Source organism: Nocardioides sp. Z50_6 (assembly GCF_058215755.1).
Map to the genome: position 1 here is coordinate 133,608 of NZ_JBZAJB010000004.1, position 24,471 is coordinate 158,078.

The window sequence follows — 24,471 nt, forward strand, 5'->3', positions numbered from 1 at the left end:
ACGACGCACAGACCGCTCGCTGCTAGTGCGCTCCGGACTGACGTGCGCCGCCCTCTCCCTGGCCCTGGTGGGCTGCGGCGCCATGATGCCCGGCGGTGGTGACGAGGTGGACACCGCCACGGCGGGGCCCGGCACCACCGACGAGTCGGTCAAGGTCGTCTTCGTCGGGGTCGACCTCGACAAGGTCAAGGAGACGACCGGCTTCACGACCGCCTCGATCGGCGACCCCGAGAAGCAGGTGCAGGCCCTGGAGGACTGGGTCAACGACAACGGCGGCCTCGGTGGACGCTCGCTCGACGCGGTCTTCCGGTGGTACGACGCGGAGACCGACTCCCCGGCGACCGAGGAGCAGCTCTGCAACGAGGTCACCCAGGACGAGAAGGCGTTCGCGGTGGTGCTCACCGGCCAGTACCAGTCGAACGCCCGTCCCTGCTACGCCCAGCGCAAGACCCTGATGCTCGACATCTCGCTGGTGGCCAACGACCGCGCGCTCTACGACGAGCTGGCCCCCTACCTGTGGGCCCCGAGCTTCCCCGAGTACGACGCCTTCGTCTCCTCCTACATCAAGGCGCTCGACCAGGAGGGCTTCTTCGAGGGCCGCGACAAGGTCGCGATCGTGGCGGCCGACTCGCCGGTCAACGACCGGACCGTGAAGAACCAGGGGGTGCCGCAGCTGAAGAAGCTCGGGATCGACGCCGAGGTGGCGTGGGTCGACACCACCGACATCGGCACCTTGTACATGGGCCTGGAGCAGGGCGCGATCACCTTCGCCACCGCCGGCATCGACCGGGTGCTGTTCCTGGGGGGTTCCCGGCTGGCCTCGATGTTCGCCACCATCGCCGGCTCGAAGGACTTCGACGCCACCTACGCGATCTCCAGCTATGACAACCCCTCGTTCTTCGTCAACAACCCGGGCACCGTCCCCAGCGACACGATGAAGGGCATGGTGGGCATCGGCTTCCACCCGCCCCAGGACGTCGCCGACGACGTGATGCCGTTCCCGGCCGAGGGTGCCGAGCAGGAGTGCCTCGACATCTTCGCCGAGGTCGGGGAGACCTTCGAGACCCGCGAGGCCGCGCGCGTGGCGCTGCCATACTGCGACGCGGTCAAGCTGCTCAAGCTCGGCGCGGACGGCGTCGAGGGTCCCCTCAACGCGGCCGCCTGGGGCGAGGTCGTCGACCGGGAGGGCGGCGACTTCCAGACCGCGTCCGGCTTCGGCAACGCGATGGGCGACGGCACCCGCGCCGCCGCGGGGGCCTACCGGGTGATGAGGTTCGCCGAGGACTGCAAGTGCTTCCGATACGAGGGCGACGATGTCCCTTTCGACACGAAGTGACGCGGCCCCCGCGCTGAGGTGCGAGGGGATCGACGCGTCCTACGGTCCGGTCCAGGTCCTCTTCGGCGCCTCGTTCCGGGTGGAGCGTGGCGAGATGGTCGCCCTGCTCGGCCCCAACGGGGTGGGCAAGTCCACCGCCCTCCGGGTGATCGGCGGGCTCCTCGCCCCCAGTGCGGGTTCGGTCCACCTCGGGGGTCTCGACGTCACCTCGTGGTCGCCGCGCAAGCGGGTGCAGGCGGGGCTCAGCCAGGTGGTGGGGCAGTCCACCTTCGGCTCGCTCACCGTCGTGGACAACCTGACGATGCACGGCTACGCGGCCAAGGACAAGAAGTGGGTCAAGGAGGCCGTCGAGGCCGCGCTGGTGATCTTCCCGCGGCTCGACGCCCGTCGTAACCAGCCCGCCTCCACGCTGTCCGGCGGTGAGCGGCAGATGCTCGCGCTGGCCAAGGCGATCGTGAATGACCCCGAGCTGCTGGTGATCGACGAGTTCTCGCTGGGTCTGGCGCCCGTCGTGGTCGGCGGCCTGTGCGAGCTGGTGCGCCGGCTCAACGAACGGGGCACCTCGGTCCTCGTCGTCGAGCAGTCGGTCAACGTCGCCCTCTCCCTGGTCCACCGGGCCTATGTGATGGAGAAGGGCGAGGTCATCGCGGAGGACGCCGCGGCAGCGCTCGCCGCGGACCCCGACCGGATCCGGACGCTGATGCTCGGCGGCCACGTGGCGGAGGCGGTATGAGTCCCGTGCTGGACGTCCCCCTGGTGATGGCCGTGACCGACGTGCGGTTCTCGCTGGCCGGCTTCGACTTCGGCGTCGACCGGCTGCTGCTCGGCCTTTTCGCCGGCCTGACCTACGGCCTGCTGGCCATCGGCCTGGTGCTGGTCTACCGGTCGAGCCGGTTCGTGAACTTCGCCCACGGCTCCATCGGCGTCTTCGGCGCCTCCATCCTGGGGCTCCTCGCGGCCGACTGGGGGGTGCCGTACTGGCTCTCCTTCGTGCTGGCCATGGCGGTGGCCGCCGGGCTGGCGGCCGGCATCGAGTGGCTGGTGGTCCGGCGCCTGACCGGGCGCCCCACGATGATCGGGATGATCGCCACGCTGGGGCTCTCCCAGTTCATCCTGATCGCCGCGCTCATCATCAACGCCGACGGCGTCAGCGGCTTCACCTTCCCGCGCCCGCCCGGCCTGCCGCAGTTCGAGCTCGGCGCCACCACGATCAGCACGCCGTACGTCGCGATGGTCCTCCTCGGTCCGGTGCTGCTCGTCGGGCTGGCCTGGTTCCTGCGCGAGCACCGGATCGGCGTCGCCATCCGCGCGGCCGCCGACGACGAGGACGCGGCGCTGCTGGAGGGGATCCCCGCGCGTCGGATGGCCACGCTGGCCTGGGCCATCGCCGGCGCCGTCGCGGCCTTCTCCGCCATGCTCGTCACCCCGACCACCGCCGGCCAGTCGATCGACACCCTCGGCCCGGACATCCTGCTCAAGGGCCTGGCCGGTGCCGTCATCGCCCGGATGTCCTCGATCCCGATCGCCGTGGTCGCCTCGCTTGGCGTCGGCGTGCTCGAGCAGCTGCTCCTCTCCAACCCCGACACCCGCAACGCGGTGCCGCTGGCGCTGGGCCTGGTCATCGTCGTCGCGCTGCTCCGCCAGCCCGCCCTGGGCCGCGCCGCCCGCGAACGGGTCGGCTGGCAGCGGATCGTGATGAGGCCGCTGCCGGCGGAGTACCGCAGGCTGTGGGCGGTCCGCTGGTTCCCCCGGGTCATGGGCGCCACCCTGATCGGCGCGGCGGTCGGCGCCGCCTACGTGGTCTCCAACTCCACGGCCTCGGCGATGACCAACGTCGTCGGCTTCGCCCTCGTCGGCCTCTCCGTCGGACTGCTCACCGGCGTCTCCGGCCAGCTCTCGCTGGGCCAGTTCGCCTACGCCGGCATCGGTGCCGCCGTCTCGGTGCACGCCGTGCAGAACACCGGCAGCTTCGTCCTCGGCCTGGCCGCCGGCATCGCGGCTGCGGCGGCCTCCTCGGCCCTGGTCGGGATCCCGGCGATGCGGCTCCAGGGCCTCGCGCTCGCGGTCTCCACGCTGGCCCTGGCGCTGGCCACCACGAGCTGGCTGCTGCGGCTCGACAGCTTCCTGGGCTTCGGCGTCCAGCCGTCCAAGCCCACGGTCTTCGGCTACGCCCTGACGCTGGCCGTCGACTACTACCTCTTCGCGCTGCTGATGCTGGTGGTGGCCACCTGGCTGGTCGGCAACCTGCGGCACAGCGGCTTCGGCCGCACCCTGCAGGCGATCCGTGACAACGAGGACGCGGCGCGGGCCTTCACGGTCAGCGCGCGGATCCGGAAGCTGCAGGTCTTCGCGATCTCCGGCGCCGTGGCCGGGCTGGGCGGGGCCGTGATCGGGCACGGCCAGACGCAGCTCACCGTCAACTCGTTCCCGGCCGCGGCGAGCATCGACGTGGTGGCGATCGCCGTCGTGGGCGGGCTCGTGCTGACCGGCGGACCGATCCTCGGGGCGATCATCATCATCGGCATCCCCAGCATGTTCAGCCTGGGCCTGATCGGGAGCGCCGCGCTGTCGGTCGGCTGGCTCCTGGTGGTCGTGCTGCTGCCCGACGGGTTGGGCGGCCTGATCGCACGGGCCCGCGACTGGTGGGCGGACGGCGTCGCGCGCCGGGCCGGCATCGACGTGCGGCAGGCCCGGTACGGCACCGACGAGAAGCCGCCCTCGCCGCTCTCCTCCACGCTCCGTCTGGAGGGGCTGCGCCCCGAGGGTCGTCACGAGCCCCAGCCCGACGGACTGCCCGTGCTCTCGGTGGACGGCGTCTCCCGCCGCTTCGGCGGCGTGGTGGCCGTCGACGGCGTCAGCCTGGAGGCGGTCCAGGGCGAGATCGTCGGCATCATCGGGCCCAACGGGGCCGGCAAGACCACGCTCTTCGAGATCATCGCGGGCTTCACCGCCCCCGACGGCGGTCGGGTGGGCTACGGCGGCCGCGACGTGACCGGCCGCACGCCCGAGCAACGGGCCCGCGTCGGGCTGGTCAGGTCGTTCCAGGACGCCGCCCTCTTCGGCACGCTGACCGTCCAGGAGACCCTGATGCTGGCCCAGGAGCGGCTCGAGCCGTCCCGGCTCTGGACCGCGATGATGGGTGCCCGGGAGGCCGAGCGGCGCAAGGAGGAGAAGGCCGCGGAGCTGCTCGAGCGGATGGCCCTCACCCCCTTCGCCCGCCGGCAGATCTCCGAGTTGTCGACCGGCACGCGCCGGGTGGTCGAGCTGGCCAGCCTGCTCGCGCTGGAGCCGCGGGTGCTGCTCCTCGACGAGCCGTCGGCCGGCATCGCGCAGAGCGAGAGCGAGTCGCTCGGCGAGCTGCTGCACGGGATCCGCCGCGAGCTCGGCACCACGATGATCGTGATCGAGCACGACCTTCCGCTGCTCTCCCACCTGTGCGACCGGATGGTCGCGATGAACCTCGGCCGGGTCGTCGCGGTCGGCACCCCGGACGAGGTGCGTGACCATCCCGAGGTGATCAGGTCCTACCTCGGCACCGACGAGAGCGCGATCTCCCGTTCCACCGTCCGCGCGAGCGCGCTCCCGACCGTCCCCACGACGCCGCTCGACCCCCTGTCCGCACACGCCCCCCAGTACCACCCCTGAGCCAAGGCCGACCCGAGGAGAACCACCATGCGAAGCACAGCCAGACTCGCCAAGGCCCTGGCGGCCACGATCGCGCTGTTCGTGGTGGCGCTCGTCGGCGCGCCGCCGGGCTTCGCCGCCGGCCCCTCGCTCGACGTGAGCGCGAAGGACGGTCTCACCGACGGCCAGGAGGTGACACTCACCGGCAAGGGCTTCGCACCCGGGATGGGTCAGATCGCAGCCGGGCAGTGCATCGAGGGCTACACCGGCCCGAGCCACTGCAACCTCCAGGGCGGGGCGACGTTCCGCAACGCCGACGGATCGGGCTCGATCGGGACCTTCACCATCGTGGTCAAGGAGAAGTTCGGCTCCTACGACTGCACCAAGGTGCAGTGCGTGATCGCTGCCGCCCCGCTGCCCACCGTCCAGGACGCGGCCACGGTCGCGGCCAACCAGGTGGTCATCCCGATCACCTTCGGCGGCGGGTCCACCGAGCCGGCCACCGAGGACGCGGGTGGCGAGGAGGCCGAGGAGGCCGAGGAGGAGACCGCGACCGGGAACGAGGCGGCCCCCGTCGGTGGCGACGACACCCTGCCAAAGACGGGTGCCGGCGAGGTCGTGGCGTTCTCCGTGCTCGGCGCGGTCGTGCTGCTGCTGGCCGGGGCCGGTCTGGGCCTCGGTGCCCGTCGCCTGGGGGGCGTCGCGTGAGGGCGCGTCGCCTGCTGGCCGGCGCAGCCGCCACCTCGCTGGCCGCCCTCAGCCTGAGCATCGCCGCGCCCGCCTCGGCCGCACCGGTGACCTCCTCGCAGACGGTCACGTGCCAGACCGCGCACCTCGCCCCGACGCCGGAGCGGCCCTACTTCCCGTCGTTCGACTGGGCGGCCTCCCTCACGGTGGCCGCGCAGACCGACGGGACCAACACCTACCTCGAGATCCAGGCCAACGACCTGGCGAAGCCGGGCGGGGCCGGCATCGTGCCGATCGGGCTCAAGGACGCCAAGACCGTCGCCAAGATCACCGCGACGGTCAACGGCACGCCGGTCACGCTGGAGGGTGCGGGCGGACCCATCGACGTCCCGGCCAACGCGCCGGTGCCGGTGCCGAAGGTGTCCGCCACGATCCCGGGCGCGGCGACCCCCCTCGCGGTGGTGGTCACGAACATCCAGATCGACGCGGCGGCCATGGGCTACGTGCTGCCCACCTACTGCCCGGTCGAGGGCACCACCCTCGCCTGGGCGGTCGGCGACGTCGGCGTGGACGGCGCGGTCGGTCCGTTGCCGACGGCGACTCCGGTCCCGACGCTGACCCCGGCCCCGGCCCCGTCGGCGTCCCCGACGCCGACGGCCACACCCACCGAGAAGCCCAGCAAGAAGCCGGAGCCCACCAAGAACCCCGGCAAGGGCAAGGAGCCGAAGAGCTCGGGCAGCAAGGGGAGCCCCGCGTCGGGGAAGGTGACCTACGGCTGCCTGCTGCAGCCCTTCGCGAGCGACTTCGACTACACCCCCAGCGTCCGGCTGGCCGGCTCGCGCGCCAAGGACGGTGACCAGAAGGTCTCCCTGGCCGCGAGCCTGAGCGAGATCCCGGGCCTGGCCCCGGTGCCGATCGAGAACGGCACCATGGACGTCACCATGAACGCCAAGATGGGCGGCACGGCCGTGGCGCTGAAGGGACGTTCGACGGTCAACGCCGAGCCGTACGGCACGGTGCCGGTGCCGACGCTGACCGCGCAGATGAACAGCTCGGCCGACGAGGCGGACGTCGAGGTGACCGGCTTCTCGTTCGCCTTCGGCGAGATGTCCGGGGTGAAGATCAGCGCCGAGTGCACGGTGAAGGGCGACGGCGCCCTGGGCGCGGCCACCTTCGGCGTGGGCGACCTGGCCGAGTCCGGCCCGGGTGGTGGCACCCCCGGAGGTGGTGGCACGCCGGGTGGTGGCACGCCGGCCGGCGGCACTCCCAGCACCAGCACCCTGCCGCAGACCGGGTCGGGCGCGCCGCTGGCGATGCTGGGGCTGTGGTCCAGCGCGCTCGTGCTGGCGGGCGTGGCGTTGTTCCTCCACCTGCCGCGACGCCGCCAGGGAGCCTGACCGGCGCGCCACGACAGGCGCAGTACCACGACAAAGACCACCGGGGTGGGCCGACGGCCCACCCCGGTGGTCTTTGTCTGCGCGGCCCGCGGGCCCCGGCGTGCCTGAGGCCGGCGTGCCTCAGGCCAGAGCGGCGAGCGCCGGGTCGAACGACCGGGAGGCCTCGAACCCGCTCGCGGTGAGCCGCTCCACCGAGATGGGCGAGGACGGCGAGGCGATCTCGCCGCGGTACTCCAGGGCCGGCAGCCCCTGCTCGGCCGAGAGTCGGTCGAAGAGCTCGGCGTTGGTCGGCGGCACCTGCGCGTGGGTCAGGTTGAAGAGCCCGTCGGTCTCGGCGTGCACCGCGTGCACCACCGCGTCGGCGGCGTCCGCCACGTGCAGCCGGTAGAGCAGGGCCTCACCGGAGAACGGCACGGACCCGCCCAGGAACTTGTGCGCCATCGCGACCTTCTCGGCGATCGGCGGGTCGCCGGGACCGAAGATGTCACCGCACCGGAAGATGGTGGCCCGGTCGCCGGTCGAGGCGTAGACCCGCTCCATGGCCAGGAAGTTGCTCGGGCTCGGGTCGTCGGAGGTGGTCACCGGGGCCGACTCGTCGATGAGGTCGAGGTGGTTGGCGGCGTCGCCGTAGACCGAGAGCGAGGAGAGCGCCACCAGGCGCGTCCCGGGGTCGGCGGCGGCGACCACGTTCTCGGCGGTCGTGACCAGCACGTCGCGGTAGGTCTTCGCCCGGCCCTCGGGGGTCATGGAGCCCGACGCCGAGGGGCCGGCGGTGACCACGACGACGTCCTGGCCGGCCACGGCCTCGCGGACCGTCGCCTCGTCGGAGCCGCGCAGCACGACGGCGCGGGGGAAGCGCTCGCGGAGCGTGGCGACCTTCTCCGGGCTGGTGGCCGTGACGGTCACCTCGTGCCCGAGCGCGCCCAGCTGGTCGGCCGCGGCGGAGCCGACGAACCCGGCTCCGATGACAAGGACCTTCATGCGTTCTCCTCCATCTGTGTGAAGCCGGCGCGGACCGCGACCAGCTCATCGACCCGCTCGGCGCCCAGGAACTTCTTGGACAGCTCGTTCATCGGGTCGAGGGTGTATCCGAGGGTGCGGACGCGGTGGTCACGGGCACGGAGCGCGGCGCGCTCCTCCACCGGGGTCGCCACGGCCTCGCGCACCCAGCCCAGCCAGGTGTCCACCCGGTCCCGGACCACCTGGCGCAGCGTCTCCACGACGTCCTCGGTGCGGTCGGCCACGTAGGAGTGGGCGACGGGGGAGAGGAAGGCGCGCATGTAGGTGCCGTGGCTGACCGACCAGGTGAACCGGTCGTCGCCGCGCAGGGCCAGGAACTTCTCGTTCTCCGGCTCGTAGTAGCGGGCGAGGTAGTCGGCGTCGACCATCAGGTCCCGCCGCGCCACGAGTTCGCTGTAGAAGAAGATCTGCGGGATCGTGCCGAAGACGAGGATCAGGTGCGGGACGTCGATCTCCGGCCCGAGCCAGACCTGCAGGTTCATGTCGAGGATCGAGTTCCTGCGGTTGCCGATCCAGGAGTGGACCAGCCACTCCACGGCCGGGCCCTCCGCGTCCGGACCCGCTGCGGAACGATCGCCCACGAAGGTGCTCATCGAGCCCTCGTAGCTCTCGTCCTCGGTGGCCCAGTAGTCCAGGCCCTCGCTCGCCGGGTGGGGCTGCACCGGGAGCTCGGCCACGATCCGTTCCTTGGCCTCGCCGAGGATCTGCCAGAACTCGGCCCAGAGCTCGGAGCTGTCGACGTCCGGGTTGGCTGCGAGGAACTCGTGGATGGTCCTGGTCTGGGCGCTGCTGCTCATGCCGACAGAGTATAGATATATGATCTATTCTGTCAGGAGGTGGACGCGATGATCGTGGTGGTGAGTCAGGCCCGCACCAAGCCGGGTGAGGAGCACGCGAGCGCCTACATCTCGCTGAGCGGAGAGTTCGGACGGTTCTTCACCGGGCAGCCCGGCTTCCGCGGCAGGCGCCTGGTGCGCGGCGTGGAGGACCGCCAGCACTTCACCCACCTGCGCTGGTTCGACTCCGTCGAGAGCTACGAGGCGTGCACGCGGGCCGAGGGCTACGTCGAGCACACCGAGCTCATGTACGAGCACCTCGAGCCCTACGACTCCTACCCCCGCGAGTACCTCGAGGTAGTCCTCGACGAGGCCGACCCCCAGGCGGGGGCATGACGACGTTCGTCCTGGTGCACGGCGCGTTCCGCGGCGGCTGGGCCTGGCGCGCAGTCCGGCCGCACCTCGTGGCCGCCGGTCACGACGTGCACGCCCCCAGCCTGGTCGGCGCCGGCGAGCACCACGAGCGGGTCCGGGAGGTCACCGGCCTCAAGGTCTGGTCGGACCAGGTCAGCCGACTGATCCTCCTGGAGGACCTGCGGGAGGTGATCCTGGTCGGGCACAGCCAGGGCGGTCTCGTCACCTCCTCGGTGGCGGCCCGGATCCCGGACCGGATCGCCTGCGTGGTCCATCTCGACGCGGCCGTGCCCGTCGCGGGCGAGCGCGCCGTCGACCTGGGCCCGCCGCCGGCCCGGCTCCCGGAGCGGGGCGACCTCGTCCCGGCGCGTCCGGTCCCCACCGACTCCGGCGAGTACGACGAGGAGACGGCCCGCTGGATCGACGCGCGCCTGAGCGCCAGCCCGGTGGGTCCGGCGCTGGACCCGGTGCCCGCGGTGCCGGCCGAGGTCCGCGAGGTCTTCGCCTTCTGCGCGCGCACCCCCGCCGGCTACCCCTCGACCCACACCCGGGCCCGGCTCGAGGCGCAGGGGGCCGAGCCCACCGTGCTGGACGCCGGGCACGACGCGCCCCTGACCGCGCCCGAGCTCGTCGCCGCCCTGCTCCTGGCGCAGGTACCCGACCCCTCCGACCAGCACCCGACCAGCACGACGCACCCGATCACGAAAGGTCTCCGATGACCACCTCCGAGCAGGGATCCTCCGCAGCCAACCTCAAGCCCGGGTGGCAGGGCCGGTTCTTCGAGGACTTCGAGGTGGGTGACGTCTACCAGCACCCGCTCGGCCGGACCCTCACCGAGCACGACAACATCTCCTTCTCGCTGCTCACGATGAACACCAACCAGATGCACTTCAACAGCGAGTACGCCGCCCGCTCGGAGTTCGGGAAGCCGCTGGTCGTCTCGACGCTGACGGTGGCCATCGCGGTGGGTCAGTCGGTCACCGACCTCACCCAGAACGCCTTCGCCAACCTCGGCTGGGACGACATCCGGATGACCCACCCGGTCTTCGCCGGGGACACCCTCTTCAGCGAGTCCGTCGTGCTGGACAAGCGCGAGTCGGCCAAGCGTCCGCACGCCGGCATCGTCACGGTCAAGACCCGCACCCTGAACCAGCACGGCGACGAGGTGTGCTCCTTCAAGCGCATGTTCTACGTCTACAAGCAGGGGGCCGAGCAGCTCGAGGGGATCTTCCCCGAGGGCAAGCGCTCGCTGCTGGCCGGCACCGACCTCGCCGAGGACTGAGGCGCCGACGATGCGGATCACCTTCGCCCCGTGGGGCGAGACCCTGGCAGAGCTGGTGGACGCGGCGCGCCGCGCGGAGGAGGCCGGCGCCGAGGTGATCTGGGTGCCCGAGCTGCACCGCAGCGCCAGCGTGAGCGCGGCCGCGATCGCCCAGGCCACCAGCACCGCCCAGGTCGGCACGGCCATCCAGCTGGCCTTCGTGCGCAGCCCCATGGTCACCGCCCTGGAGGCCCTGGACCTCGACGAGCTGGCCGACGGCCGGTTCATCCTGGGCCTGGGCACGGGGGTGAAGCGCCTCAACGAGGAGTGGCACCACGCCCGCTGGGGCAAGCCGGTGGGTCACCTGGACGAGGTGGTCCGCAACGTCCGGCACTTCGTCTCCCACGCCACGCGCGGCGAGGAGATGCGGCTCGAGGGCGAGCACGAGCCGATGCGGATCCGCGGCTACGAGCGTCCCTACCCGGTCCGCAGGGCCCGCATCCCGGTCTACCTGGCGGCGATGGGCCCGGCGATGACCCGGCTGGCCGGGCGCATCGGCGACGGCTGGATCAGCCACGAGCTGTGCTCCCCGGCGTACCTCTCCGCACGCACCCTCCCCGAGATCGAGGCGGGCCTCGCCGCGGTCGAGGGGCGCACCCGCTCCGACATCGAGCTGGTCGTCTCGGCCTGCTGCTCGGTGGACCCGGACCCCCGCGCCGCCGTCGACCGGGTGCGCGGCCACGTGGGCTTCTACGCCAGCGTCCGCTCCTACGCGGACTTCTTCGAGTTCCACGGCCTCGGCGAGGCCCAGCAGGAGGTGATCGAGGTCTTCGGCTCCGGCCGGGGCGCCGAGCACCTGTCAGCCGCGGTCACCCCCGAGATGGTGGACGCGATCACCCTCAACGGCGACCGGGACCGCGTGATGGAGCAGATCGACGGCTACCGCGGCCTCGCCGACGCGGTGAAGCTGTCGGCCCCCACCCACGGCCTGAGCCCGGCGCAGGTCCGGGCCGGCCAGGACGAGGTCATCGGCCTCATCGAGACCCTCACCAAAGGATGACGCACATGAGCCAGCAGCCGGACCAGCGCATGAAGCCGCTCCAGGACGTCAGGATCATCGCGCTCGAGCAGTACGGAGCGGGACCCTTCGGCAGCGTGCACCTCGCCGACCTCGGCGCCGACGTGATCAAGATCGAGGACCCGCGGGTGGGCGGCGACGTCGGCCGCTACGTGCCGCCGTACTTCGAGGGCGAGGACTCGCTCTTCTTCGAGACCTTCAACCGCAACAAGAGGTCCATCTCGCTGGACATCAAGACCCCCGAGGGTCGCGCGGTCTTCGAGGACCTGGTCCGCAACGCCGACGCGGTCTACTCCAACCTGCGCGGTGACGTGCCCGAGAAGATCGGCATCACCTACGACCAGCTCAAGCACCTCAACCCCGCGATCGTCTGCTGCTCGCTGTCCGGCTTCGGGATGACCGGGCCGCGGCAGCAGGAGCCGGGCTACGACTACGTGCTCCAGGGCCTGGCCGGCTGGATGGAGCTCACCGGGGAGCCGGACGGCCCGCCGACGAAGTCGGGCCTCTCGCTGGTCGACTTCTCCGGCGGCTACGTCGCCGCGCTGTCGCTGATGGCGGGGCTGCACGCGGCGAAGCGCGACGGCGTCGGCATGGACTGCGACGTCTCGCTCTACGACACGGCGATGGCGATGCTCACCTATCCCGCCACCTGGCACCTCAACGCCGGCTACACGCCGAAGCGGATCAGCCACTCGGCCCACCCCTCGCTCGTCCCCTTCCAGGCCTTCGAGGCCCGGGACGGCTGGTTCGTGGTGGGGTGCGCCAAGGAGAAGTTCTGGGTCCGGCTGGCCGAGGTCATCGGCCACCCGGAGTGGGCGCAGGAGGGGTCGCCGTACGCGACCTTCACGCTGCGCCAGCAGAACCGGGCCGAGCTGACCGCCGCGCTGGAGGCGATCTTCGCGACCGAGACCGTCGACCACTGGCTCTCGCTGTGCTACCCGGCCGCGATCCCGTGCGGCCCGATCAACGACGTCGAGGCCGCCCTCAAGGACGAGCACCTGGTCGCCCGCAACATGCTGGTCACCACCGAGCACCCGCGCTACGGCACCGTCACCCAGGTCGCCTCCCCGGTGCGGGTGGGCGCCGAGCTGCCCGACTACCGCCGTGCCCCGCAGCGCAACGAGCACGCCCTCGAGGTGCTCACCGAGGTCGCCGGCTATGACGCGGCCCGGATCGCCGAGCTCGAGGCCGCTGGTGCCTTCGGCGCGGCACCCCAGGCCGAGGAGCACGTGGACGTGGCCCAGGCGTCCGGGGCTGCGGAGGCCTGAGGATGCCCGCGCACCACACCCCGAGTACCGCCGCCGAGCTGGCCCGCTGGGTCACCGGCGACCTGGCGGTGCCCGCCGAGGTCGACGCCGCCGCGCTGCGCCACCTGCTCGACGGCCTGGGCACCGCGGTCGCCGCCGTACGTGCCGACGCCGCCGCCCCGGCGCTCGCCGTGGCCACCGGGCTCGGCGGCCCGGCGGAGTCCACCGTGCTGGGCACCTCGACCCGGATCTCGGCGCCTGCGGCGGCGCTGGCCAACGGCACACTCGTGCACGCGCTCGACTTCGACGACACGCACGCCGGCGGCCTGGTGCACGCCACCGCCGTGGTGCTCCCTGCCGCGCTCGCGGTGGGGGAGCAGGTCGGTGCCGGCGGCCGCGCGGTCCTCGACGCTGCGGTCGTGGGCTACGAGGTCGCCTGCCGGGTCGCCTCCGCCGCCCCGCACGGCTTCCACGCGGCGGGTCTGCACGCGACGATGGTGGCCGGGGTCTTCTCCTCCGCGGCGGTCGCCGCCAGGCTGCTCGGGCTGGACGCCGCCACCACCACCCACGCCCTCGGGATCGCCGGCAGCCAGGCCGGCGGCCTGCTGGCCTTCCTGGCCACCGGCGCCAGCACCAAGCAGCTGCACCCCGGCTTCGCCTCCCAGTCCGGCATCCTGGCGGCCCGTCTCGCCTCCGCCGGGGCCACCGGCCCCGAGACCGTCTTCGACGGCCCGCACGGGGTCTACGACGCCCTGGCCACCGGACCGGTCGACGTCCGGGTCATCCTGCGCGACCTGGGCTCGGTGTGGGAGACCACCCGGATCGGGATCAAGCCGTGGCCGACCTGCCAGCTGGCCCACGCCACCATGGCCGCGGCCGCCCAGGGCCTCGCCGGCGCCGGCGCCGGCGCCGGCGCCGAGGACGTGGTGGCGCTGCATGCCTCCGTGCACCCGGACTCCGCCTCGGTGGTCTGCGTCGCCGACCGCGACCTGGCCCACCCCGCCAGCCCGTACGCCGCCAAGTTCAGCCTGCCGTGGAGCGTCGCCGCCCTGCTCCTCGACGGCCACGTCGGGGTGGAGACCTACGCACCCGCCCAGCTCGAGCGGCCGGAGATCAGCGCGCTCGCCGCACGGATCACCTGGGAGGAGACCCCCGGCCACGGGGTCGCCGCCGACGCCGCCGGCGACGTGGTCCTGACGCTGGCCGACGGGCGCACCGTCACCGGCCACGTCGACCGCAGCCCCGGCGGCGGGTCGGCCCCCCTGGCCGACGCCGATCTGCGCGCCAAGCTCGCCGGGAACGCCGGCCCGCTGGCCGACGCGTTGGCCGAGGCGGTCCTCGCCCTGCCCGGCGCCACCGACCTGACCCTGCTCCTCACCCGTGCCGCCGCGGCGGCCGACGCACCCCTGGAGGTCCCCGCATGACGCTCTCCGCCATCGAGCCCGACACGTTCGACTGGTTCCCCTACCAGGGCTACACCTTCTGCCTCGGTCTCACCGAGGGCGACTCCGCCTGGACCTCCGGGCACACCTCGGCGCGCCACGATCCCGCGCTCGGCAAGATGACGGTCGAGGGCACCATGGAGCAGCAGGCCCGGATCGCCTACGCCAAGTGCCTGGCGATCCTCGAGGGCGCCGGCTTCGGCCCCGAGGACGTCACCCGGGTGAGCGAGAACGTCACGATCGCCGGGCTGCACGCCTACCAGGACGCAGCCGGGGTGCGCCGCGAGCTGCTGGGGGACCGGCCGACCGTGCGCACCGTGGTGGTCGAGCGCCTGGTGCGGCGTGCCGCCTGGCTCGAGGTCGAGCTGCACGCGGTGCGCGGCGGCGGGCGGCAGCTCCGGGTGGCCTCCGAGGTCCGCGACGCCGGCACCTGGCAGGCCTCCTCGATCACCGAGGGCGAGGACGGCGTCGTCTACCTGCCGACGGTGACGCCGGTGGACGAGCACGGCGACGTGGTCTTCGAGGGCGACTTCGTCTCCCAGTACCGCTACGTGCTGGAGCGGGCGGGCGTGCTGCTGGAGTCGGTCGGGCTCACCCTCGGCCACGCGGTCACCACCTACGACTACTCGACCCCGGAGACTCGCGCGGTCTACCGCGGCACCCACAAGGTCCGCAAGGAGCTGCTGGGCGACAACGAGGGGGGCGTCTACCCGGGAGCCGGCGGCATCCTGATGAGCCGGCTGCACGCCCCCGGCGCGCTGGTGGCCATCGACGTGACCGCCTCGCGGCACCCGCTCGAGCTGGTGAACCCCGGCTGGTCGCGCTACGACACGCTCACCTACGCGCCGGGCGTCAAGGCGGGGCGCACCCTGTTCATGTCCGGCTTCGCGGCCCTCGACATGGAGTCCCAGCAGGCGCTGCACGCCGGCGACCTGGGCAAGCAGGCGGAGGCGACCTACGGCGCGATCCTGCACCTGCTCGAGCACGCGGGCCTGGGGCCCGCGGACCTGCTGGAGACCACCGAGTACTGCGTGGAGTCGGCCGTCGGCGACTACAAGGCGGTCGCCGAGGTCCGCGAGCGGCTCCTCGGGCCCCCGTGGCCGGCCTCGACCGGGGCGCTGTGCCACAGCCTGCTGCGCCCCGAGTTCCTGCTGGAGGTCTTCCCGACCGCGCTCTACCCGGCCTCCGCCGGGGCCGTCACCCAGGAGGCCCGCCCATGAGCCTGCTCACCGACGAGGTGCGCGCCCTCGAGGGCCGCACCAAGGTCTACACCGCGCCGGAGCCGTTCGGGGCCGCCGCGGGCCGCTACTTCGGGCTCGCGACCGGCGACGCCAACCCGCTGTACTCCGACCCCGACTACGCCCGCGCCCAGGGCCTGGCGGGGGTCACCGCACCCCTGACGCTGGTCTGCGAGACCAACCAGTACGCCGGCCTCCCGATGGACCACGAGGGCTACGCCGGGCACACCTGGGACCTCGACATCCCGCACACCCGCCAGGTCCGCGGCGGCAACTCCTACACCTTCCACCGCCGCATCCGCCCCGAGGACGTGGTCACCGCGACCTGGCGGATCACCTCGGTCACCGAGAAGGTCACCGGCTCGGGCAGCGCGATGCTGGTCATCGCCTCGACCGCGACCTACACCAACCAGGACGACGAGCTGCTGGCGGAGAACGCGGAGACGATCATCTTCGTCGAGCTCGCCCGCAGCGGGACGGAGCAGGCATGAGCGAGGGCTTCCCGACCGTCTTCGCCGACCACGCGAGCATCGCCGTCGGCGACCCGGTCCCGCCGCTGGAGCGCACGATCGGGCTCACCGACATGGTCGCCTACGCGGGCGCCACCTGGGACTGGCACCGGCTGCACTACGACACGGCGTACGTCGCGGAGAAGGGACTCCCCGGCCCGATCGTGGACGGCCAGGTCTACGGCGCGCTGCTGGTCGAGATGCTCCAGGACTGGCTCGGCCCCCAGTCGTTCGTGCACCGGCTGGAGTTCACCTTCCGCAACCTGGTCTTCGCCGGTGAGCGGCTGCGGTGCAGCGGCACGGTCACCGAGGTGGGCGCCGAGCGCCTCACCGTGGAGCTGAAGGTCGTCGTGGTCGCCGAGGACGGGACCGACGGGCGGGCGGCCGCCGCGCCGGCACGCGCCGAGGTGCTGCTCGGCACGCCCGACGGGCCGGGGGCCGCATGAGCACCGGCGTCGCGATCGCCGGGGCGGCGGAGTGCGACCTGGGAGTCACCGGCAAGTCGATCCTGACGCTGCAGGCCCAGGCGGTCACCCGGGCGCTGGCCGACGCCGGGCTGACCCTGGCCGACGTCGACGGCCTCGCCACCAACGGCATCTCCCGCTTCTCCGCGACCCAGCTCGCCGACTACCTCGGCGTGGTGCCCACCTGGACCGACTCGACCTTCGCCGGCGGCAGCGCCTTCGAGATGTACCTCGCCCGCGCCACCCAGGCGATCGCGTCGGGCCAGGCCAGCGTCGTGGTGATCTCCTTCGCCTCCAACCAGCGCTCGGCCCGCTCGCGCCGCCTCGGCGGCGTCCACGAGCCCTGGGTGCCGGAGGCGGCCTTCGAGGAGCCCTACGACCCGCTGTTCCCGCTGTCGTACTACGCGATGGCGGCGCAGGCCTACCTGCACCGCTACGGCGGCACTCGTGAGCAGCTGGCCGAGGTCGCCGTCGCCGCCCGGGAGTGGGCGCTGCTCAACCCCAAGGCCTTCCGGCACCAGAAGGGCTCGTTGAGCGTCGCCGACGTGGTCGACTCCCCGATGATCTCCTCGCCCCTGACGGCGGCGGACTGCTGCCTGGTCACCGACGGCGGGGGAGCGGTCGTGGTGACCTCCCTGGAGCGCGCCCGCGACCTGGCCCGGCGGCCGGTGGAGGTGCTCGGCTACGGCGAGCGGACCACCAACACCTCGTTCACCGCGGTGAGCGACCTGACCGTCCCGGGGGCGCGGGGCGCCGTCCAGGACGCGTACGCCCGCGCCGGCGTCACCGCCGCCGACGTCGACGTCGTCCAGGTCTACGACTCGTTCACCCTCACCACCGTGCTCAGCGTCGAGGCGCTCGGCCTGTGCGGCGAGGGGGAGGCGCTCGAGCTGATCCAGGGAGGCCGGATCCGACCCGGGGGCGACCTTCCGCTCAACACCTCGGGGGGCGGGCTCTCCTACTGCCACCCGGGACAGTTCGGGGTCCTGCTCCTCGTCGAGGCGGTGCGCCAGCTGCGCGGCGAGTGCGGCGCCCGTCAGGTCGAGGGCGCCGAGGTGGCCGTCGCGCACGGCACCGGCGGGATCCTCTCGACCCACGCCACGGTCGTCCTGGGGGTGGACCGATGAGCGGGCACCTGGTCACCTGGACCCCCGGCGCGGTCCCGCCCGCCGACGAGAACACGTGCGACTACTGGGCGGCGACCGAGCGCCACCGGCTCACGGTGCAGCAGTGCGCGGCCTGTCGGCACGTGCAGCACCCGCCGCGGGCGCTGTGCACCGGCTGCGGCTCGATGGACCACCTGGCGCAGGCCGAGGTCGCGGGCACCGGGGTCGTGGACACCTTCACCGTGGTGCACCGGGCGCCCCGGCCCGAGGTCGAGGTGCCCTACACGGTGGCGCGCGTCCGCCTGGCCGAGGGCCCGGTCGTGCTCGCCCGCCTGGAGCCCGCGGAGCCGGCGGACGGCGGCTGGCGGATCGGCGACCCCGTCGTCGTGGCGTGGGCCGATCTCGACGACGGCCGGGCCGTCCCCTACTTCATCCCCCGCACCGAGACCTGAGAGGCACCAGATGGACTTCACGCTCAACGAGGACCAGGCGGAGTTCAAGGCGCTGCTGCGCCACTTCGTGGACCGGGAGATCATCCCGGTCGCCCGGGAGTGGGAGCAGAGCGGTCGCTACCCCACCGAGATCGTCGCCGGGATGGCCGACATGGGTCTGTTCGGCATCACCGTCCCGGAGGAGTACGGCGGTCTCGACCTGGACCCGATCTCCTTCGCCCTGGTCTTCGAGGAGCTGGCCCGCGGCTGGATGGGCATCGCCGGCATCCTGGGCAGCCACTCGCTGGCCTGCCGGCTGATCCACATGCACGGCACGCCGGAGCAGCGGGAGAAGTACCTCCCCGACCTGGCCACCGGCAAGCGCCGTACCGCGATCGGCCTCACCGAGCCCGACGCGGGCACCGACCTCCAGGGGATCCGCACCACCGCCCGGCTCGACGGCGACCACTACGTGGTCAACGGGTCCAAGACCTGGATCACCAACGCCCGCTACGCCGACCCGCTGCCTGTGCTGGTCAAGACCGACCCGGCCGCCTCCCCGGCGCACCGGGGGATGAGCGTGCTCCTGGTCGAGGCCGGCACCCCCGGGTTCGAGGTCACCAAGGACATCGGCAAGCTCGGCTACAAGGGCACCGAGTCCTGCGAGGTCGTGCTCGACGACGTGCGGGTGCCGGTCTCCCAGCTGGTCGGGGGCGTCGAGGGGCGCGGCATGCAGCAGGTGCTCTCCGCCCTGGAGTGGGGCCGGGTCAACATCGCCGCCCGCTCGGTGGGCATCGCGCAGCGGGCGCACGACGAGGCGCTCGCCTACGCCCAGCAGCGCAAGGCGTTCGGCCGGCCGATCGCGGAGTTCCAGGCGATCCAGCTCAAGCTGGGTGAGCTCGGCACCCAGGTGCAGGCGGCCCGGTTGATGGCCTACTGGGCCGCCGACGCGGTGCGCAGCGGGCGCGCGGACGGGGCCACCGGGATGGCGAAGATCTTCTGCTCCGAGGTTGCGCTGCAGGCGGCGATCGACTCGATGAAGGTGCACGGGGGCTACGGCTACTCCACGGAGTTCGAGGTGGAGCGCCTCTACCGCGACTCGATCCTGATGAGCATCGGCGAGGGCACCAACGACATCCTCCGCACGGTGGTGGCGAAGTCGCTGATCAAGGGGGAGACCCGTGTCGGCTGAGCTCACCGGACGGGCTCCCGGTCAGGGAGCGAGGCTGTCGCGCTCCGCGCTCTACGTCCCCGGGGACGCGCCGGACAAGCTCCGCAGTGCCCTGGGCCGCGGCGCCGACGAGCTGATCGTCGACCTGGAGGACGCGGTGGCCCCGGACCGCAAGGCCTTGGCGCGCGACCTGGTGGCCACCTGGCTCGACGGGCTCCCGCCCACCGACGTCGAGGTCTGGGTGCGGGTCAACTCCGGCACGGCGGCCCTCGACGACATCCGTGCCGTCGCGGCCGCCAGCGGCCTGGCCGGGGTGACCCTGGCCAAGGTGGAGACGCCCGAGCAGGTGGCGGCGGCCGCCGCGCTGCTCGACGAGCTGGGCTCCCCCGCCCGGATCGTGCCGCTGCTGGAGAGCGCCAGGGGCGTGCTGCGGGCGGCGGAGATCGCCGCCGCGCCCCGGGTGCACCGGCTCCAGGTGGGGGAGGCCGACCTGCGCGCGGACCTGGGGGTCACGCTCGGGCCCGACGAGCGCGAGCTGCTCTGGGTGCGCTCCCAGGTGGTGCTGGTCTCCGCCGCCGCCGGCATCGCCCCGCCGATCGCCCCCGTCTCCACCGACTTCCGCGACCTCGACGCCCTCCGCGCCTCGACCGAGGCGCTGGCGCGGCTGGGCTTCATGGGGCGGGCCTGCATCCACCCCGCGCAGGTGGCCACGGTCAACGACGTCTTCACCCCCACTGCGGAGGCGGTGGCGGAGGCCGAAAAGCTGCTGGCGGCGCTGGCGGCCGCCGGCTCCGGCGTGGCGCTGGACGCGCGCGGCCGGATGATCGACGAGGCCGTGGCCCGGCAGGCGCGGCTGGTGCTCGCCCGGCGGCGGTGACCACGGGCCGTCGGAGGCGCCTGGGCCGCTGAAGGCCGCTGAAGGCCGCTGAGGCCGCTGGCCCACGCGGCCGGAGTGTTTCGTGAGTGTTTCAGATCACAAAAATGTGTGTGTAGCCCTGTTCCTCGTGGAGGCGATCATATATCTTATCGGATTGAGACCCAGGCCACACCACCCGAGGGTGCGGCCACCGAGGAGGAACCCATGCGTTTTCGAAGAATCGCCGGAGCGGCGTCCGGAGCCCTGGTGCTCGGGGCTTTGGCAGTGCCGGCCCTGACCACCACTGCGTCCGCAGCCCCCGTCGCGACGTCGTTCTCCGCCTCTTGTGCGTACCAGAACTACGAGCCGACGATCTACACCAGCGACGTCTCCGTCGAGGTGACCGGCACGGCTGTCACCCTCGACTTCGTCACGCCGTTCAAGACGGGCATGCCCGGTGCGCAGCCCGGCATCTCCACGATCGCCCCGAGCGTGACGCTCGACGTCGACGGCCAGGAGGTGGACCTCACCGGATCGAAGTCCTTCACCCCGCCCGCAGCCGGCAACTCGGACTTCGTGCTGCCGCAGGTCGCCGGGACGCTCGCCTCGGAGACCGCCGGTGAGGCCGTCTCGGTCGAGAGCTTCTCCGTCACCCTGACGATCTACGGCGTCACCGCCACGGTGCCGTGCACGATCCTGGCCCCGCCCGCGGTCGTCCTGAACGCCAGCCAGGACTTCGTCTGCACCTTCCAGGCGTGGGACCTCCCCTACGCGGCTGAGACCGAGGTCACCGTCGACGGTGCCGACGTGACCGCGTCGTTCGCCAACGGCTTCACCCCGGGCATGCCTGCGTTCGTCACCGTCGACCGGATGGACGTCGACCTGGGCATCAAGCTCGACGACGAGGCCGTCGCCCTCGAGGGGTCGGAGACCTACTCGCCCCCCAAGCCCGGCGACGGCACGTTCACACTGCCCGACGCGACCGGGACCCGTACCGGCACCGGCGCGCCGACGACCCTCACCATCGAGTCGATGTCCCTGGGCATGACCGCCATGGGCGGCGACAACTCGATCGCCTGCGTGAAGGCCGCTGAGGTGGACCCGACGCCGACCCCGACGCCGACCCCGACGCCGACCCCGACGCCGACGCCGACCACCCCGCCGGCTCCGACCACCCCGCCGGCTCCGACCACCCCGCCGGCGCCGACCACCCCGCCGAAGCCGACCGCCACGCCGACGCCGACGCCGACCGTGCCGGTGGCCCAGTCGTCCAAGACGACGGTCAAGATCAAGGCCAACAAGAAGAAGAAGCAGGCCGTCCTCACGGTCTTGGTCAAGGGCGCTGACGCGAAGGCGACCGGCAAGGCCAAGGTCGTGATCAAGCTGGGCAAGAAGAAGTTCAAGACCGTCACGGTGACGATCAAGAACGGCAAGGGCAAGGTCACCCTCAAGAAGCTCAAGAAGGGCGCCTACAAGGTCAACGTGAGCTACGGCGGCGACGCCGCTCACCTGGCCTCGAAGGCCAAGGGCTCCTTCAAGATCTGACCCCCGGACCCCTCCAGGACACTGGCCCCGACGGTTCTCCGTCGGGGCCAGTGCTGTGTGCCGGTGCTGACTGCCGGTGCTGTGTGCCGGCCGTGGTGCTCAGAGTCCGTAGCGGGCGAGCTTGTCGTTCTTCTTGGCGTAGCCGGGGTTCATGAAGCGCATGGCCAGCCTCGTGGAGGTGAGCCAGGCGATCTCGTCGCCGTTCCGGGTGCTGGCCAGCATCCGGGCGACCAGCTCGGGGGCCACCTCGTCGACGTGGTCGACCAGGATGTTGAGCGTCCGCCGCTGCTGGGCCACCTGCTCGGGTGCGGCGGCCGCCTCGCGCAGCCAGCCGTCCGTGATCAGGATGCCGGGGCGCACCTGTCCCACCCGCACCCCCGTCCCGTCGACCTCCTTGACCAGGGCGCGGGTGAACATGTCGAGCCCGCGCTTGGTCGCGCCGTAGACGCCCATGCCGGGGCGGATCTTGCCGTCGCTGCCCCCGCCCAGCACGTTGAAGAGCTGGCCGCCTCCCTGTGCGGTCATGCCCCGCACCGCGGTCTGGGAGCCGAAGATGGTGCCCAGCATGTTGGTCTCCACCATGCTGCGCACGGCCGCCGGGGACGTCTCCACGATGGGCTGCGTGGTGTGGGCGACCCCCGCGTTGTTGACCCACAGGTCCACGCTGCCGAGCTTGCCGACGGCGGTGGACCACAGCTCCTCGACGGAGTCGGCGTCGCTGACGTCGACGACCTGTCCGACGACCGTGCCTCCCTCGGCCGCCTCGAGCTCGGCGACCACGGAGCGCAGCGCCTCCTCGTCACGTCCGCTGACCACCACGTGGTGCCCGCGTCGGTGCAGCTCGCGGGCCATCGCCCGGCCGATCCCCTTGGTGCTTCCTGTGACTACGACGTTCTTCGTCATTCACCCTCCCGGTGAAGTTGGACCACGACCTTGCCGCGGTTGCGGCCGGACATCAGTGCCTCGAACGCGGCGCCGGCCTGTTCGAGCCCGTTCCAGGTGTCCTCGACCAGCCGGAGGGCCCCGGCGGCGAGCAGCGTGCCGACGTGCTCGACGTGCTCGTCGGCGAGGTCGGCGTGGTCGTGGACGACGAGTCCGCGCACCGTCGCCCGGGCGATCATCAGCGCGCCCGCCCGGATCCGGGTGGGCGGCGCTCCGTTGGACTGGTCGATCAGGCCGCAGAGCGAGACCCGGGCGCCCAGGGCGAGGTGCTCCACCACGCCGTCCAAGGTGGCCTGGTCGCCCATGTGCAGGTAGGCGTCGACCTTGTCGGGGCAGGCGGCGTGCAGCTGGTCGGTCCAGTCGGCCTCGGTGCGGACCACGACCTCGTCGTAGCCCAGGTCGTGCGCCAGCGCGACCTTCTCGCGGCTGCCGACGATCCCGACGGTGCGAGCCCCGCTGCGGCAGGCCAGCTGTCCGGCCAGCGAGCCCACGCCGCCGGTGGCCGACGAGACGACCATCGTCTCCCCGGGACCGGGCGCGAGGTGACGCACGTGGGCGGCGTAGGCGGTCAGCCCCGGCATGCCGAGCAGCCCCAGGGCCGCGGAGGCCGGCACGCCGTCGGGGACGCGTACCGGGGAGGCCAGGGCGGCCGGGAGCACGGCGTGCTCGCGCCAGCCGGTCTCACCCAGCACCAGCGAGCCCGCCGGCAGCGACGGGTCGTCGGACTCCACGACGGTGGCGACCGCACGCCCGGGCATCACCTGCCCCGGCCCGAGCGGCGGGTCGTCGAGGTGCCCCTGGCCCAGCAAGGAGCGCAGGTAGGGGTCGAGCGACAGCGCGTCGACGCGCACCAGGAGCTGGCCGGGCGCACGCGGGGGGAGTGGCTCCTCGCGGACCGCGAAGTCCGCGGCGACCGGGACCCCCCGAGGTGACGAGGCGACGACGACGACACGGGTGGCGGCCGGAGCCGAGGCTGACATAAAGATATAATATACGAATGCCCTCCTCCCGGATCTACGGTCCGCTGATCTCCACCGGCTCCCCGGACGACCACGTGCCGCTGCTGACCGACGTCTTCGGGATGCGCGTCGAGAGCGGCACCCGGCTGCCCGCGGCCTCCACCAGCGCGCTCTTCGGCACGGCGTGCGCGACCGACGTCGTGGTGCTGCGCACTCCCGGCGTGGCGGCCGGCGCCGTGCTCTGCCGCTTCGACTCCGAGCTGCCGGAGGCGGCGCAGACGATCCGCGACGACCGGACCCGGCTCCACCGCGACGCCTTCCGGGTGATCGACTTCTACGCCCGGGACTTCGAGGGCGCGCTGGCCCACGCCCGGGAGGCGGGCTTCCCGATGATCGGCAAGGAGGCGTCGTACGAGACCGGTGACGGCGGCTTCCGGGAGGCGCACCACCTGGGCGCCGACCACCTGGTGACCGCGTTCCTGAACGGTCCCGAGGAGTTCTTCACCGACTTCGCCGAGGTCCGCGACCGGGTCTCCAGCGAACCGGTCAGCATCTCGCTGCCGCTCAGCGACGCCGGGCCCACCCTCGCCTGGTACGAGCGGGTCTTCGGGTGGGGGGTGGTCTACGAGTACGACTTCGTGGACGCGTCCTTCTCCGAGCTGGTCGGCGTGGACGCCGAGCTGCGGGTCAGGTCCAGCACCGTGGGCCCGAGCCGGCAGCAGACCTACGTCAACATCGTCGACTACGGCCAGGCCGAGCAGGGCGGCTCGCTGCTCGGCTGCTCGGTGGCACCGCGGCGCGGGCTGCTCGGCCTCGTCGTGCTCACCGACGAGCTGGACGCGCTGGTGGCCCGCGCCGGGGGCGGGGCGCAGGTCGTCACCGTCGACCTGGCCCCGTTCGGGGTCGTCCGGGCCAGCGTGCTGACGCCGCCCTTCGCGGCGCCGCACCTGGTCGTCGAGCGCGGCTGA

At 72.5% G+C, this 24,471-nt stretch carries 24 protein-coding genes; 20 read left to right on the top strand and 4 right to left on the bottom strand.

Annotated elements, in window-relative coordinates; all coding sequences use genetic code 11:
• Positions 1–25: 25 nt before the first annotated feature.
• The 5 genes from AC4BGE_RS11520 to AC4BGE_RS11540 are packed head-to-tail and all read left to right on the top strand — an operon-like array spanning position 26 to position 7,044.
• Positions 26–1,336 (top strand): ABC transporter substrate-binding protein, encoded by a 1,311-nt coding sequence (locus tag AC4BGE_RS11520; RefSeq protein ID WP_490575354.1) that lies wholly within the window; start codon positions 26–28, stop codon positions 1,334–1,336.
• A complete protein-coding gene (locus AC4BGE_RS11525; RefSeq protein ID WP_490575355.1) occupies positions 1,314–2,069 on the top strand; it encodes an ABC transporter ATP-binding protein in 756 nt (251 codons plus the stop codon). The genes AC4BGE_RS11520 and AC4BGE_RS11525 overlap by 23 nt, the downstream gene beginning before the upstream one ends.
• Positions 2,066–4,981, top strand: a complete 2,916-nt coding sequence (locus AC4BGE_RS11530) for an ABC transporter permease subunit (RefSeq protein WP_490575356.1) — start codon at positions 2,066–2,068, stop codon at positions 4,979–4,981. Before AC4BGE_RS11525 ends, AC4BGE_RS11530 begins: the two co-directional genes overlap by 4 nt.
• Before the next feature lie 27 nt (positions 4,982–5,008).
• A complete protein-coding gene (locus tag AC4BGE_RS11535) occupies positions 5,009–5,668 on the top strand; it encodes a neocarzinostatin apoprotein domain-containing protein (protein WP_490575357.1) in 660 nt (219 codons plus the stop codon).
• Complete coding sequence (locus AC4BGE_RS11540) at positions 5,665–7,044, top strand: hypothetical protein (protein ID WP_490575358.1); 1,380 nt, start codon at positions 5,665–5,667, stop codon at positions 7,042–7,044. Before AC4BGE_RS11535 ends, AC4BGE_RS11540 begins: the two co-directional genes overlap by 4 nt.
• Positions 7,045–7,164: 120 nt before the next feature.
• Here AC4BGE_RS11540 and AC4BGE_RS11545 read toward each other — a convergent pair whose 3' ends face one another.
• Together AC4BGE_RS11545 and AC4BGE_RS11550 are read right to left on the bottom strand one after the other, a co-directional pair.
• Positions 7,165–8,025 (bottom strand): NAD-dependent epimerase/dehydratase family protein, encoded by an 861-nt coding sequence (locus tag AC4BGE_RS11545; RefSeq protein WP_490575359.1) that lies wholly within the window; start codon positions 8,023–8,025, stop codon positions 7,165–7,167.
• Positions 8,022–8,861, bottom strand: coding sequence for a hypothetical protein (locus tag AC4BGE_RS11550; protein WP_490570742.1), 840 nt, complete (start codon positions 8,859–8,861; stop codon positions 8,022–8,024). The genes AC4BGE_RS11545 and AC4BGE_RS11550 overlap by 4 nt, the downstream gene beginning before the upstream one ends.
• 48 nt (positions 8,862–8,909) lie before the next feature.
• On the opposite strand from AC4BGE_RS11550, the gene AC4BGE_RS11555 reads away from it, so the two are divergent.
• From AC4BGE_RS11555 to AC4BGE_RS11620, 14 genes are all read left to right on the top strand, one after another.
• The gene (locus AC4BGE_RS11555) at positions 8,910–9,236 is read left to right on the top strand and encodes an antibiotic biosynthesis monooxygenase family protein (protein WP_490571069.1); all 327 of its coding nucleotides are present in this window, start codon (positions 8,910–8,912) and stop codon (positions 9,234–9,236) included.
• Complete coding sequence (locus AC4BGE_RS11560) at positions 9,233–9,973, top strand: alpha/beta fold hydrolase (RefSeq protein ID WP_490570741.1); 741 nt, start codon at positions 9,233–9,235, stop codon at positions 9,971–9,973. Before AC4BGE_RS11555 ends, AC4BGE_RS11560 begins: the two co-directional genes overlap by 4 nt.
• Complete coding sequence (locus AC4BGE_RS11565; RefSeq protein ID WP_490570740.1) at positions 9,970–10,536, top strand: MaoC family dehydratase; 567 nt, start codon at positions 9,970–9,972, stop codon at positions 10,534–10,536. The genes AC4BGE_RS11560 and AC4BGE_RS11565 overlap by 4 nt, the downstream gene beginning before the upstream one ends.
• A gap of 10 nt (positions 10,537–10,546) precedes the next feature.
• Positions 10,547–11,575, top strand: a complete 1,029-nt coding sequence (locus AC4BGE_RS11570; protein WP_490575360.1) for an LLM class flavin-dependent oxidoreductase — start codon at positions 10,547–10,549, stop codon at positions 11,573–11,575.
• A gap of 5 nt (positions 11,576–11,580) precedes the next feature.
• Complete coding sequence (locus AC4BGE_RS11575) at positions 11,581–12,861, top strand: CaiB/BaiF CoA transferase family protein (protein ID WP_490575361.1); 1,281 nt, start codon at positions 11,581–11,583, stop codon at positions 12,859–12,861.
• Positions 12,862–12,863: 2 nt separating this feature from the next.
• Positions 12,864–14,264 (top strand): MmgE/PrpD family protein, encoded by a 1,401-nt coding sequence (locus AC4BGE_RS11580; RefSeq protein WP_490575362.1) that lies wholly within the window; start codon positions 12,864–12,866, stop codon positions 14,262–14,264.
• On the top strand, positions 14,261–15,502 hold the full coding sequence (locus AC4BGE_RS11585) for a Rid family hydrolase (protein WP_490570736.1): 1,242 nt from the start codon (positions 14,261–14,263) through the stop codon (positions 15,500–15,502). Before AC4BGE_RS11580 ends, AC4BGE_RS11585 begins: the two co-directional genes overlap by 4 nt.
• Positions 15,499–16,011, top strand: coding sequence for an FAS1-like dehydratase domain-containing protein (locus AC4BGE_RS11590; RefSeq protein WP_490570735.1), 513 nt, complete (start codon positions 15,499–15,501; stop codon positions 16,009–16,011). Before AC4BGE_RS11585 ends, AC4BGE_RS11590 begins: the two co-directional genes overlap by 4 nt.
• On the top strand, positions 16,008–16,475 hold the full coding sequence (locus tag AC4BGE_RS11595; RefSeq protein ID WP_490570734.1) for a MaoC family dehydratase: 468 nt from the start codon (positions 16,008–16,010) through the stop codon (positions 16,473–16,475). The genes AC4BGE_RS11590 and AC4BGE_RS11595 overlap by 4 nt, the downstream gene beginning before the upstream one ends.
• Positions 16,472–17,620 (top strand): acetyl-CoA acetyltransferase, encoded by a 1,149-nt coding sequence (locus AC4BGE_RS11600; RefSeq protein WP_490575363.1) that lies wholly within the window; start codon positions 16,472–16,474, stop codon positions 17,618–17,620. Before AC4BGE_RS11595 ends, AC4BGE_RS11600 begins: the two co-directional genes overlap by 4 nt.
• Positions 17,617–18,051 (top strand): Zn-ribbon domain-containing OB-fold protein, encoded by a 435-nt coding sequence (locus AC4BGE_RS11605; protein ID WP_490575364.1) that lies wholly within the window; start codon positions 17,617–17,619, stop codon positions 18,049–18,051. The genes AC4BGE_RS11600 and AC4BGE_RS11605 overlap by 4 nt, the downstream gene beginning before the upstream one ends.
• 10 nt (positions 18,052–18,061) lie before the next feature.
• On the top strand, positions 18,062–19,222 hold the full coding sequence (locus AC4BGE_RS11610) for an acyl-CoA dehydrogenase family protein (RefSeq protein WP_490575365.1): 1,161 nt from the start codon (positions 18,062–18,064) through the stop codon (positions 19,220–19,222).
• Positions 19,212–20,078: an HpcH/HpaI aldolase/citrate lyase family protein gene (locus tag AC4BGE_RS11615; RefSeq protein WP_490575366.1), complete on the top strand. Its 867-nt coding sequence runs from the start codon at positions 19,212–19,214 to the stop codon at positions 20,076–20,078. Before AC4BGE_RS11610 ends, AC4BGE_RS11615 begins: the two co-directional genes overlap by 11 nt.
• 204 nt (positions 20,079–20,282) lie before the next feature.
• Positions 20,283–21,602: a hypothetical protein gene (locus AC4BGE_RS11620; RefSeq protein ID WP_490575367.1), complete on the top strand. Its 1,320-nt coding sequence runs from the start codon at positions 20,283–20,285 to the stop codon at positions 21,600–21,602.
• 99 nt (positions 21,603–21,701) lie between these two features.
• Here the strand turns inward: AC4BGE_RS11620 and AC4BGE_RS11625 are convergent, their stop codons facing one another.
• Together AC4BGE_RS11625 and AC4BGE_RS11630 are read right to left on the bottom strand one after the other, a co-directional pair.
• On the bottom strand, positions 21,702–22,505 hold the full coding sequence (locus tag AC4BGE_RS11625; RefSeq protein ID WP_490575368.1) for an SDR family oxidoreductase: 804 nt from the start codon (positions 22,503–22,505) through the stop codon (positions 21,702–21,704).
• Positions 22,502–23,524, bottom strand: coding sequence for an MDR family NADP-dependent oxidoreductase (locus AC4BGE_RS11630; RefSeq protein ID WP_490575369.1), 1,023 nt, complete (start codon positions 23,522–23,524; stop codon positions 22,502–22,504). Before AC4BGE_RS11630 ends, AC4BGE_RS11625 begins: the two co-directional genes overlap by 4 nt.
• 17 nt (positions 23,525–23,541) lie before the next feature.
• Here AC4BGE_RS11630 and AC4BGE_RS11635 point away from each other — a divergent pair, with 17 nt between their 5' ends.
• Positions 23,542–24,471, top strand: coding sequence for a hypothetical protein (locus tag AC4BGE_RS11635; protein ID WP_490575370.1), 930 nt, complete (start codon positions 23,542–23,544; stop codon positions 24,469–24,471).